At 55.9% G+C, this 12,130-nt stretch carries 11 protein-coding genes and 1 tRNA gene; 3 read left to right on the forward strand and 9 right to left on the reverse strand.

The annotated features are described in order from the left end of the window. Nucleotides 1–3: 3 nt before the first annotated feature. From MY069_RS15120 to MY069_RS15140, 5 genes are all read right to left on the reverse strand, one after another. A complete protein-coding gene (locus MY069_RS15120; RefSeq protein ID WP_482794620.1) occupies nucleotides 4–1,572 on the reverse strand; it encodes an N-acyl-D-amino-acid deacylase family protein in 1,569 nt (522 codons plus the stop codon). A gap of 5 nt (nucleotides 1,573–1,577) precedes the next feature. Beyond that, a complete protein-coding gene (locus tag MY069_RS15125; protein WP_482794621.1) occupies nucleotides 1,578–2,756 on the reverse strand; it encodes a M14 family metallopeptidase in 1,179 nt (392 codons plus the stop codon). Between the two features lie 12 nt (nucleotides 2,757–2,768). Next, nucleotides 2,769–3,986 carry an FAD-dependent oxidoreductase gene (locus MY069_RS15130; RefSeq protein WP_482794622.1) on the reverse strand — a complete coding sequence of 406 codons (1,218 nt, stop codon included), beginning with the start codon at nucleotides 3,984–3,986 and terminating at the stop codon, nucleotides 2,769–2,771. Nucleotides 3,987–4,048: 62 nt separating this feature from the next. Then, nucleotides 4,049–6,997 carry a TonB-dependent receptor plug domain-containing protein gene (locus MY069_RS15135; RefSeq protein WP_482794623.1) on the reverse strand — a complete coding sequence of 983 codons (2,949 nt, stop codon included), beginning with the start codon at nucleotides 6,995–6,997 and terminating at the stop codon, nucleotides 4,049–4,051. Nucleotides 6,998–7,101: 104 nt separating this feature from the next. Beyond that, the gene (locus tag MY069_RS15140) at nucleotides 7,102–7,995 is read right to left on the reverse strand and encodes a LysR family transcriptional regulator (RefSeq protein WP_482794624.1); all 894 of its coding nucleotides are present in this window, start codon (nucleotides 7,993–7,995) and stop codon (nucleotides 7,102–7,104) included. 134 nt (nucleotides 7,996–8,129) lie between these two features. Here MY069_RS15140 and MY069_RS15145 point away from each other — a divergent pair, with 134 nt between their 5' ends. Next, on the forward strand, nucleotides 8,130–8,666 hold the full coding sequence (locus MY069_RS15145; RefSeq protein WP_482794625.1) for a nuclear transport factor 2 family protein: 537 nt from the start codon (nucleotides 8,130–8,132) through the stop codon (nucleotides 8,664–8,666). A gap of 103 nt (nucleotides 8,667–8,769) precedes the next feature. After that, nucleotides 8,770–9,060, forward strand: a complete 291-nt coding sequence (locus MY069_RS15150) for a hypothetical protein (protein WP_482794626.1) — start codon at nucleotides 8,770–8,772, stop codon at nucleotides 9,058–9,060. 52 nt (nucleotides 9,061–9,112) lie between these two features. Here the strand turns inward: MY069_RS15150 and MY069_RS15155 are convergent. Further along, nucleotides 9,113–9,189: transfer RNA gene (locus MY069_RS15155), tRNA-Arg, on the reverse strand. 114 nt (nucleotides 9,190–9,303) lie between these two features. On the opposite strand from MY069_RS15155, the gene MY069_RS15160 reads away from it, so the two are divergent. Beyond that, nucleotides 9,304–10,326 carry a TraB/GumN family protein gene (locus MY069_RS15160; protein WP_482794627.1) on the forward strand — a complete coding sequence of 341 codons (1,023 nt, stop codon included), beginning with the start codon at nucleotides 9,304–9,306 and terminating at the stop codon, nucleotides 10,324–10,326. Here the strand turns inward: MY069_RS15160 and MY069_RS15165 are convergent. From MY069_RS15165 to MY069_RS15175, 3 genes are read right to left on the reverse strand one after another with little or no spacing between them, the layout of a single operon-like run. Further along, entirely contained in the window at nucleotides 10,323–10,793 is a 471-nt protein-coding gene (locus MY069_RS15165) for a YcgN family cysteine cluster protein (RefSeq protein WP_482794628.1), read from the reverse strand. The two genes, MY069_RS15160 and MY069_RS15165, sit on opposite strands and share 4 nt — an antisense overlap. Then, nucleotides 10,786–11,085: a YciI family protein gene (locus MY069_RS15170; RefSeq protein WP_482794629.1), complete on the reverse strand. Its 300-nt coding sequence runs from the start codon at nucleotides 11,083–11,085 to the stop codon at nucleotides 10,786–10,788. Before MY069_RS15170 ends, MY069_RS15165 begins: the two co-directional genes overlap by 8 nt. A gap of 1 nt (nucleotide 11,086) precedes the next feature. Then, nucleotides 11,087–12,091: an NAD(P)H-dependent glycerol-3-phosphate dehydrogenase gene (locus tag MY069_RS15175; protein ID WP_482794630.1), complete on the reverse strand. Its 1,005-nt coding sequence runs from the start codon at nucleotides 12,089–12,091 to the stop codon at nucleotides 11,087–11,089. Nucleotides 12,092–12,130: the final 39 nt, after the last annotated feature.

Below are 12,130 nucleotides of genomic sequence, written 5' to 3' on the forward strand. Positions count from 1 at the left end.
GTTTTAAGAGCAATCAGCGCGGCGCAGGGGCCGGCCATTAAGGTGAGAGGCGACGCGACCATCCTTGATGGTGGGCGCGCCATTTACGAACAAATGAACAATTCCGGTCGACAGCTCGGCTGGGTTGGAAAAATCAGCGACTGGTCCGAACGTTTCTGGATCAAACACAACCACGTCCGCAAAATAGCCCGCTTGTAATTTGCCGCGCTGACAAAGTTGCAGCGTGTTCGCGGTCAAGCTGGTGCTACGATTGATAAATTCGGCCAAAGACAAAACCTGCTTATCGACCACATAGGTGCGATATTTGCGCGGAAAGCTTGCAAATTTTCGAGGGTGCCCATTGGTGCCATCAGAACTGGTCATCACCCATGGCTGGGACATGAACTGTTCAATGTCTTGGTCTTGCATATTGAATGAAGCGATCCGAGAATCGCCGCCTAGGACGATTTCAATCGCGGCTTGAATCGGGTCGAGACCCAAAGCCGCCGCTTCTTCCGTCAAGGTTCGGCTTGGTAGGCCTTCGGCGCGCGCGACGAGAAGGATTGCATCTGGCCCGCCTCTTCGGCGCAAGTTTTCTGCGATTTCGGTTCTTAAGCGGTCTTGGTTTTCAGCGGCGCGCAAACGTTCAAACATCGCCTCATCTGAATCGGCTTTGGCCCAATTAGGGATGAGGGCGTTGGATATCCGCGTGCCAGACGCTGACCAAGGGTACTGATCAGCGGAGATTTTTATGTCGTCGGCTTGCGCGGCTTCGATGGCGGCGATCACCGCTTCGCTCTGGCCCCAAACATCGACTCCGAGCGCTTTAATATGAGCGATGTGGACCGGCGCACCGCTTTGCCGTCCGATCTCAATGGCTTCCTCAATCGCGCCTAAAAGACCGATTGAATACGTGCTTTCATCGCGAATATGCGACTCGTACAGCGCGCCAAATTCAGCCGCGACTTTTGCAAGCTCAATGATTTCATCGGTCGAAGCGTAAGAAGCAGGCGCGTAATAGAGCCCGGTCGAAAGCCCCAGCGCGCCAGCCTCTAGAGCTGCCCGCAGCGCGTCTTTCATCTGCGCCAGCTCCTCAGACGAGGGTGGTCGATTGTCTCGCCCCATCGCTTCGCCACGGATCGAGCCGTGCCCGGTAAACAGCGCAAAATTTGGTCCAACCCCGCGCGCCTCGACCGCGTGGAAGGATCCGGCAATATCGGTCGGCCCGCCGCCATCATTGCCCGATACTACCGTTGTGACCCCTTGAGTGAGGTAGCCGGTCAGCTTTTTGGCATCTGTTCCAAATAAAACGTCGGCGGTCGTGTGGGTATGCGGATCGATAAAGCCCGGCGCCACGATCAGTCCGCTTGCATCTATGATCATCTCGCCTTGAAGGTTCGCGGCTTCGCCATCGCCGATGAATAAGATCTTGTCGTCTTGGATGAAGACATCCGCGGAGACGCCGGTCTCGGACACGCCATCAAAGACCAGACCGCCTGTGATCTGCACGTCATATAGTGTCGGTGGATCGGCTGACTCTTGGCAGCCGCAGAGGGCGACCATGGCCGCAGCGAAAAGGGCAGGGATCCGCATGCTGACTATTCGCGCTCGAGCAAGAGCGTCATCATCTCTTGGGCAAAGATGCGCGCTGTTTCGGCGATTTCTGTGCGGTCCGTTTCGTCGCCGAGTTCGTAGGTGATTGCCGGAATGTCGAATGCCTCAAAAATGTAAGTTTTGGAGGTTGGCAAATCGACATTATGGGCGCCTTGGCGATCAAAGGCATAGGCTGGAAGTTTCGCGCGTGCCCGCTGAAGCCATTCTGCGGTGAACCCATACTCAGTACCATCGGCGCCAACAGGTTGGGTGTAGAACACATTCTTCCGCGTCGAATGAAAATCCAAGAACAGGGCGAGGCCCGGCGCTTCAATTTGATCGACTACAGATTTTGCGGCTTGCGTTTCAGGCTGCGTGAACGGACCCCAATCTCGGTTTAAATCCACGCCCGCCATATTGTGCCGCCAATGGCCATGCTCGACACCATCTGGGTTCAGGTTTGGAATGATTTTGAGGTCGAACTGTTGCCGGAAGCGCTGCGCGAGCTCAGAGTCGCCCAAGATTTCGTTCGTAAAACTGACCATGGCGAGCGCCCCAGTGACTTCTGGTGGATGTTGGCGTCCGACCAGCATCACGGTCTTTGGCGCATCGATAGAAGCCTTGGTTTCGATCATGGAAATTGAGCGTCCTTCAATCGAAGCGCCAATCTCGCTCATCTCAACAAATGGTTTAGCCGCTTGGGCGTTTGCCCACGCCTCGTGCGCTTCATTCGTGAACAGCTCTTGGGCCGATACAAAAAGTGGGCGATCATCGAGATCCAAATCAAGGCTCACGCGATAGCCTGCAGCTTTATTATCGACCCGGTCGCTTGGAACCACTGTCCAGGCCACACCATCATAGCTAACCTTTGGCCGATAGCGATGAGGATGCTCGTCATATTGCAAAATCAGTCGGACGCTGCCCGGCTGGTTTGGAGTCAATCGCACAGCATACCAAGGACTGGCATTGATCGGAGTATTTTCCGGCTTGAGCTGAACCTCAATCGCATTTGCGGTCAGCACGTTGCAAGATGCCATGTTAGCCGCTGCAAAGTCCGCGTCGACTTTAAACGCCTCGGTCTGGCAAACGTCACCTTCGAGGATCTCGACAGGTGCTTTGTCGATCGGAAATTGCGTACACGCTGCCCCAAACATGAGGGCGATGAGGGCGAATGATCTAATCATTTGAAATCCTTCTTATGCCGCGCGGGAGGCGTGGGTTGCGGGTCCGATTGTGTCAGCGAGGCTTTGCGCGGCGCCGGCGGACAGGGTCCAGCCAAACATGCCATGCCCCATATTCAAGTAAACGCCTGGAACTTTAGATTGACCGACAATTGGCAGGCTGCTGGGCGTCGCAGGTCGCGCGCCGATCCAGGTTGATTTCAGGTTTGCATAATCGGCCACGTCAGGGATCAGGGTGCGGACCGTTCGAATAAGATCTTGCACACGCTGGCGCCGACGCTCCTCGCTCGCGATGCCAAAATCGGCAAAGCCAGCAATCCGTATTTGATCCCCAATTCGAGAAAAAACGATTTTATATCCGGCGTCTGTGATCGCAACTTCAGGCGGGTTGGAGCCCAAAGGCGCGGTGAGCGAATAACCCATGACAGGATAGATCGGCAAACGAATATCGAGGCGTTGCAAGAATTGTGTGCCTGCCACACCCGTACACACAACAATCGCGTCGAAGTTTTCTTTCTCGCCTGTGGACATGACCAATTGATGCTGTCCGTGGCGCGGGGAGTTTATGTCTGTGATGTCAGTATTGAAGAAAAACCGCACGCCAAACCCGGTTTCGCAATGCTTGACCATTTGCTCGGAAAACCGGGCTGCATCCCCGACCGCGTCGCCGTGGATCCACAATCCGCCTGCTGCTTCCCCCTTATAACCCTGCAGCGCAGGTTCGCGTTCTAGGCACGCGTCCCAGGTCAGAATTTCGCGGCGCGGCTGGTCAATTTCCAGTTCGGCATCGCGAACATCCTTTTCCTTTTTGAGCAAGACGAGCTTGTTGGCGGTGCGATGGCCGAAGTCGAAATTGATATCGGCCAGAATTTCCTCGAACACGGTGCCCGATCTATGCGCGAGCGCAGAGAGTGCTGCCCCGTCTGCGCGAGACTGGCGGGCTTGGCAGTGCCGCAAAAACTGCAATGACCAACGCATGAATGCAAAAGAGAGCGTAGAGGGCATCCGGAATGCTGGATCGCGCCCGAACAAGATGTTTGGGACTTTGCCAAGCAGACTTGGCGTCCCCATCGGAGAAGCGAAGCCGTAGGATAGCTGTCCGCCATTCGCAAAGCTGCTCTCCATAGCGGCGCGAGGTTCGCGATCGAAAACGCTCACTTCGTGGCCAATCTTGGCGAGCATATACGCTGTGGTGACTCCTACAACGCCGGCTCCAATGATCGCGATCTTCATAACAAGCACCTAGGCATGCAGGTGAGCTCCGGAAGGAAAAAGCTCACCTGCGATGGCACGGACTAGAATTCCTTGCGGATATCCACGTACCAATAGCGCCCTCGGTTGGAGTGAAGACTTGGGAAATAGCCACTTGCAAATTCGTCTGCGAGTGGTGGATCTTCGTCGGTGATGTTCCGCGCTCCGATGCGAAGGCGGGTGTCTCCGCCGAGCCATTCCTCGAACGTGTACTGGCCATACAGGCTTACCGTTTCAAAAGGATCGACTTCGAAAATCTCACCATCTGGCCCTGTGACGGATGTGTCGATAACCTCGCCCACATAATTGTAGAACAAGCCTGCGCCCCAGGCGCCATTGCGCCAAATTACGCTGGCATTGCCGCGCCATTCTGGGCGACCGTTCTGCTGCACGCGGTCCTGTGAACCTGGTACATCAACCGCATCGTTGGCTGTGCCGGCATCGACCGCTGATAGGATCGCATTCGCCTCCGCGGACGGTGCTTGGAAAGCTTCCTGCAAATAGGCAGCATTCACTTTGAAATCGAACGTTCCGAGCTGATCGGCGTCGAGCCCCCAATTGACGCCAAAGTCGATACCTTCGAATTCACGTGGGTTGAGGTTGACGTATTGGTCGGCGACTTCAACGATTTCACCGGCCGGGGTGAGACCTGCTGCGGTGTAAAGCGCGATTTCGTCAGCTGTTGGTGCGGCGCGAACAACATTCGGGTTCGAGCTGCCTTGTAGGCGGAGCACATAATCCAAGGAGATTTGGTTCTGATCGCCGAAAATGCCGACGACATCTTCTTGCTCAATCCGCCACCAATCGACAGTGAAAGTCAGATCATCCACGAAGGATGGCTGATAGACCAAGCCAATAGAGATGTTGTCATTCTCTTCCGGCTGCAGATCCGGGCCGCCTGAGCGAACGCTCTCGACCGAATTGCCGTCACAGTCGCCAGTGTCGAAGTCTGTCCCATTGGCGCGGGCTGTCGCTTCGCACAAGATCCAGTCTTCGCGGCCACCATTCACGCGGCGAATACCCGTCGCGTTGATTTGCTCCAGGTTAGGTGCTCGGAACCCTTGCGAGTATGCCGCGCGAACTTGGAAATCAGGGTGAGGATACCAAGACAGCGCGACTTTTGGTTTCGCGATGCTGCCGACATCAGAATAGTCTTCGGCGCGAACCGCTAGCTGTGCGTCTAACCGGTGGACGAGCGGGATGTTCATCTCTTCGCTGACCAAGGGAACAGCCAATTCTGCGAAGGCCGAAAGGACGTCGCGGTCACCATCTGTGTCTGGCGTTGGGCTTGAGCCCATCACGTCACTTGGGATGACATTGCCGGTGACAAGATCAGTAAACACGATTGTGCCATCCAAACGGGCGTCGCGGTCATCTCTAAACTGCTCAGCGCGGAATTCGGCGCCAAGCGCGATTCCGAGGCCACCCGCGGGAAGCTCCATCAATGCGCCGTTTGAAAGTTTAAAGTCGATCAACGTCAGAGACGTTTCACCTACCCGCGAAACAGGCACGAGGAAGCTATCAATGGTCGCCTGGTTCTGATTGTTGAATGTGCCCGGTGCATTCGTGTCGGTGACGTTGCCGCCAGCGAAAATGTTGTACGCATCTGGTGTGGTGCGGGCGAGCGCCTGCTGGAAGAGGGTATTGCTGACCCGAGTGGTCACATCAGTGGTCTCGGCTTCGGAGTGCAGAAGTGCAGTTTCCCAGTTCCAGGTGCCCCAATCGCCACGCGCTCCGCCCAGCAGGCGATAGCTTTCATTTTCAACATCAACCCGGCGCGGACCGATATCCAAGGGGCGATAATCGCGAATTTGGAGATCGACGCCAAATGGATTGTAGAAAGAGGTTGCCGGAACAGTCAGCCGCCCGCTGGACAGGATCTGAGCGGCTTCCCGTTCGCGATTATAGTCTGCGTGATAGTACGTTGCCTCGGCGAAGAACTCGACACCGTCATCGGTCTCGTGGTTCAAGAAGGCCATCACGTTCTGGCGCTCTGTGTTGCCGACCAGTTCGCGATAACGTGCACGGTCTAGTCTCAAAGACGTATCGATTGAGCCGCCATTGTCAGCACAAACGCCGTTTCCGAGATCGACAAGACAGCCGGAAAATGTGTTAGGCTGAATGTGGAAATCATCATCACCGATCGCTGCAATTGGTCCGCCAAGCGCACGGAACTCTGCCCATTGAGTCTGGGTCGACAGGTTACGTAATTGGGTGTCGCCTTCGAATGGGGTGCCTTCAAAGAAGGTGCGCAGATCTTCGGTGCTGGAATTGCGTAGATCGAGGGCAGAGAAGCCTTCGCGATCTAGGAAGTTCGCAAAGACCGAAATATTTGTGCGGTCATTATTGAAATTCTTACCCCATTTGAGCGTGCCGGTGAGCTCGCGCAGATCGGTATTTTCTGATCCGCCATAGCGGACGCTGGCTTCCAGGCCTTCAAAATCATCTTGGGTGATCGTGTTGATCACGCCAGCGACTGCATCGGTGCCATAGATCGCCGCAGCGCCATCGCGTAAGACTTCCAAACGCTGGATGCCGGTGACGGGTAGCGATTGCGAGTTGACGGTATTGACCGGCACAAAGTCTTCAACCTGAGTGCCCGGGTGCAAGACCAAGCGGCGGCCATTGAGTAGAACCAGCGTGTTGCCGGTGCCGATGCCGCGAAGGTTGATCGAGCCGATATCGCCGCGCGCACCGTTGACGCCGGTAAACTCGGCTTCAGAGAAGATGATGTCGCCGACTTGCGGGATCGAGCGCAGGAGCTCATCGCCGCTGGCTGCGCCTGTGACGTCAATATCATCGACGCTTAGAACCGTGACAGGAAGCGCACCCGCAATGTCGGATCCAACAATTTGCGATCCAACCACGACAACTTTGTCGAGTTCGCGCGCGTCTTCGGCGTCTGCGTCCGAGTCTTGAGCTTGTGCGACCAGACCCGTCGCGATCACCGCGCTGCCTAGCAACATCGTTTTGAACGAAGCTTTGACGATCATATCTGTTTCCTCCCGATAGAACTCATCACCGTGCAGATTGCGTAGGATTTTCAGCCGGGCAACGTCTTTGCAGCAGGAGGGGTATAACCATTAGTTATGGGCAATTAGCCTGAAACGGCTTTCAATTCGGTGGTTAGATCATTCAAAAAGGCGCGTTCCGAGACCGACAAATTATAGTTTTCGCGAACGATGGCTCCTACTGAAAGCCCAATGTTTTCGGAGAATCCGTAAGTATCGACCTCATCCAGAGATGGCGCACGCGCGGCATATTCATCAACCACCGCGATCCCGGCGCCACTGGCGACGAGCATTTTGGCGATGTAATAGGTGTTTACGACAATTCGTTGCGACTGTTGCATATCTGACACGTTCTCTAGGTGCGAGCTCAAGAGGTGACCGAGCGGCGCGTCGACGTTCAAATAGATGACAGATTCGCCGGTCAAATCGCGAGCAGAGATTTGGTCTTGCTTGTGGGCCCAGTGGCCTTTCGGCGTGACGCAAACAAACTTCGCGGTGGCGATTGGGATGATGCGCAATCCTTCGCGGGGGTAGGGTTGGTAGGCAATCGCGATATCGGTCTGCTCGGTTCGAAGGGCGTTGACTGCCTCATCGAAGTGATAGGTTTCAATTTCAATACTTGTCTCGCCATGCCGCTTGGCGAACGTGGCCACAGCGCGCGGTCCAGCTGACAAACCAATGCTCGGCGCGAGCGCAATACGAAGCGGCTTATCATCACCGAGCTTGGTATTTGCGGCGCGGGCGCGAAACCGGTTCACCTCGTTGAAGACTTTCGCCGCGCCTTCGAATAAGTCTGCTGCTTCCTTGGTCGGCACCAAGCCCGTCGCCGTCCGCTCAAATAGCGGGTAGCCGAGCGTGTCTTCCGTATGCCGCAGCACTTTCGATACCGCCGGTTGCGAGACGCCTAAAAGCTCTCCCGCCTTGCTGATGGAGCCAGCCGAATAGACGGCATAAAAGACTTCAATCTGTCGTAGTCGCATAACGCAGGGTTATCACGCGCGTCTGGCGAGTAAAGAGCGTGACCGCGGTCCTAGCGCGCAGTGTTTTTGCTTGATGCGCCATCGATCCTGTAGAAACAGGTGTTGATCAGAACTCTCGAGATGGAGGCGGCGACATGACGATAGCGCCCGAATTGAATGAAGCCCTACAGCGACTGATCGACAAGGATGCGATCCGAGACTGTATCTACCGATATTGCCGGGGCATCGATCGCGCCGATAAAGCGCTGCTGAGATCCTCCTATTGGCCGGATGGCACAGATCATCATGGGCCCTATCAAGGCAATGCGATGGGCTTTGTGGATTGGGCGATGAAGACGCTACCTTATGTCGAGAGAGGCATTCATCAGGTGCACAACATCCTGATTGAGTTCAAAGACGGAGGCGCCGCGGTTGAATCCTACTTTTCAGCCTTCCAAAGGCAATTGGGTGCGAAACGGCAAATGCAGCAATGGGACATGAAGGGGCGCTATCTCGACTGGTTCGTAAAACGAGACGGCGAGTGGCGGGTATTAAACCGCACTGTTGTGTTCGATTGGGTTGAGGAGATGCCGCTGCCGGAAGGGAGCGAGGCTGAGAGGTTTGAATCTCGAACACCGATTGGCGGTCTGTACCCTGATGACTTGGTATATTCATTGGGACCAGCGGACTAAGCTTTGGGCTTTGACGCGCGCATGTAAACGTCGGTGTTTTGAGCCGATTTCTGTCATTCTCACGCATTTTAAGGTGAGCAGACAGGTATCGGAGAGCTTCGAGATGCGATTTGGCGAGCGCGTGAGCGTTTTCATATTTGCCGCGGTTTTGAACGGCGCTCTCATCGTCTTTGGCCTGATACTGATCTTTCAAGGCGCGGTTCAGAAAATCTCTGACGGAAAAGCCGAAATCCGCGACGCGATCGTAGAGCGTGCGTCAGACCCTTTCTCATTTTGGTTCTCGGTTGGCTTCGATGCCGTCATCGGTGCGATGCTCGTCGTGGCCGGGGCTTATGGGTTTTGGCTGATGTTTAAGCGCAAACCTTCGTCGGCGGTGCGCGAAGATGCCGGGTGATGACCCTTCAGACTGTGAGTAGGGCGTATCTTTCGCAATCTCTGGAAAAACCTGGCGCACCTAAGAGGATTCGAACCTCTGACCTCTGCCTTCGGAGGGCAGCGCTCTATCCAGCTGAGCTATAGGTGCTTCCACGCGCCTCTTACGCCAAGCCGGAGGGGGATGCAATTGGAAGAATGCGTGTAATAAACTTGAAAGCAGCTCTGAGATACGCACATAGAAACCAATCAAAAGGGAACCATTATGAACAGATTACGATTGGGCGCGAGCGGCGCCATCCTGGGATTTGCCCTGGCGCTTTCTGCTTGCGGAAATAGTGACACGGTTTCAACCGGTGACGCGGAAACGAGCGCTGCGACGGAAACCGCTGACGCGCCGGTTCGCGTATCGAAAGAAGAGGTTCTGACCCGGTTCGAGGGGGCTTTGGAAAATGCCCGCGCATCGTCTGGGCCGGGCGCACCGGTGATGTGGACCCTGTCTGACGAAGACACCACCATAAATATTTTCGGTACGGTTCACTTGCTGCGACCGGATCTTGAGTGGCGCACGGACGCTTTAAATCAGGCGATCGCAGATGCTGATACGATTGTCTTTGAAGTCGATATGAAAAGCGAAGCGGCCCAGCGCGCAATTGCTACCGACTTTCTGGCCCGCGGCATGTATCAAGATGGCCGGACGTTGAAAGAGGCTTTGAACGATGAGGATGAGGCGGTGATCAGCGCAGCCTTTGACTCGATTGGCGTGCCGCTCGACGCGATGAACACTTTTGAGCCTTGGATGGCATCGGTCAATCTCGGGGTGATGAAGCTGGTCAATGATGGCTATGACCCTAACTCTGGCGTGGAAACCGTGATTGAGGCGGAAGGCGCCGCGGCCGGTAAATCCTTTGGCTATCTTGAGAGCATTTCGCAGCAGGCCGATGCATTCGACTTGTTAAGCGAAGCCGATCAAATCCAGATGCTCTACGAATCTGCGCTTCTGCTCGACGAGACGCCGCGCATGCTCGATTTGCTCGTTGATGAGTGGGCTGATGGTGATGTTGCGGGGATTGGCGCGCTGATGGCGGATCCGGAAGGTTATGGCTTTACCGACGACGCCTATGAGCGCTTACTGGTCACCCGCAACAAGGCGTGGGTGCCAGTGATTGAAGAGATGCTCGAGGAGCCGGGCTCCATCCTAATCGCGGCGGGTGCTGGGCATTTTGCTGGACCCGATAGCGTGATTACGATGCTGCGAGACAAAGGCTATACAATCGAAGGGCCTTAAGGCTCATTGCCTTCCCAATCGACAATCCAATCTTCGATTTGCTCAACATCATCTGGGTCGAACAGCGTGTCTTCGCTCAAAGTTCGACCCAGGATTGAGGCGCCGCGGCGATGGATCAGATCTCGATCGCCGCTGATCAAGTGATGCCAATCGGGTAGAGGTTTGCCCTCGTGGACCAACCGATATGAACAAGACGTTGGCATCCAGCGCAGCTCTGAGACGTCCTTCGGCGTTAGGATGACGCAATCGGGAACGTGCTGTTTGCGATTAGGGTAGTCGCTGCAGCGGCAGGTCTCGGCGTCCAGCAATTTGCAATGAAGGCGGGTCAATGCGATCTCGCCAGTGTCTTCATCTTCCAGCTTGATTAGACAGCACTTCGCGCAGCCATCACAGAGCGATTCCCACTCGTCCGTCGACAGAGCTTCAAGCGGTTTGGACTCCCAAAACGGTTTGTCCGCATCAGCCATTCTTCGGACCGTCTCCAATTAGCCACATGAACGGGATGATCTCTGTTCGTTCAAACAGGCCAGCATGGGCGTAAGGATCTGCTGCGGCCCAAGCGGCGGCTTCATCAAGCGTGTCGAATTCGATTACGAACGTGGATCCGATCATTGTCTCGCCATCATCCGATAGCACGGGGCCAGCCATTGCGATCTTATGGCGGTAGTCGCTCGCCCACTCTAAATGGGCTTGCCGCGTGGCTTTGCGAAGGTCCGAGCGATTGGCCTTGTCGCGAGCATTTACGAGGAAAAGCGGCATTCTATTCTCCTTTATAGGGACGCGCGAGCAGGCTTGTGATCGCCTCGGTCACGGTGGTGCGCTCGCTTAGTATGTCATTGACGGCGGCGCAGATAGGCATTTCGACACCGTGCTTTTGCGCCAGCGCGATAAGGGCAGGGGCGGTAGCGACTCCCTCGGTCACGGAATTGCGCGCGGCTAGGATATCATTCGCGCTCTGGCCTTGGCCGAGCGCCAGACCGAAGCTCATATTACGCGACTGAGGTGAGGAGCAGGTCAGCACGAGGTCGCCTAGGCCGCAGAGGCCTGCCAACGTCTCAGCGCGGCCGCCCATGGCGGTGCCGAGCCGGGTCATCTCAGCAAATCCTCGAGCGATGAGCGCGGCATGTGCAGAACGGCCCAGCTGCAAGCCCTCAACAATCCCGCACGCGATCGCGAGGACGTTTTTGACCGCGCCGCCAATTTCGGCGCCGATCAGGTCATTTGACCAATAAGGACGAAAGCCGGGTTGTCCGATCGCATCCATCAGAGCTTTGCCGACGGCTTCGTTTTCACAGGCCAGCGTGACAGCCGTGGGCAAACCGCGTGATACGTCAGCGGCGAAACTCGGGCCGGACAAGACGGCAGGGATGGCGTCAGGGATCGTCTCTTTCAAGACATCCGTCATCAGACTGAGGCTGTCGCGTTCAATGCCCTTGGCGCATAGAAGAATGGCTGTGCCGGGGCGAACTAGGGTGGCGAGGTCGCTAAAGACGGATCGCGCAAACTGCGCTGGCACAACCGCCAAGATGGCGTCGCAGCTTGCGAGCGCGCTTAAGTCTGTGCTCGCTTGCATCTTCGGAAGCTCAATGCCGGGTAGGAAAATCGGGTTTCCTCGGCCTTCACGCAAGGCGTCGGCGACCTCTGCCTCAAGTGCCCAGACAGGGACGTTGGAGGACCCTGTCTCGTTTTTCTGATAGAGCGATGCGGCAAGGGCGGTGCCCCAGGCGCCGGCGCCGAGGACGCCGATTTGGCTGAATTCAGTCACACGTTTTCTCACAACTGTGTGCGAAATTGAACAATTTGT

It is taken from the genome of Hyphomonas sp. ske169 (genome assembly GCF_056850855.1).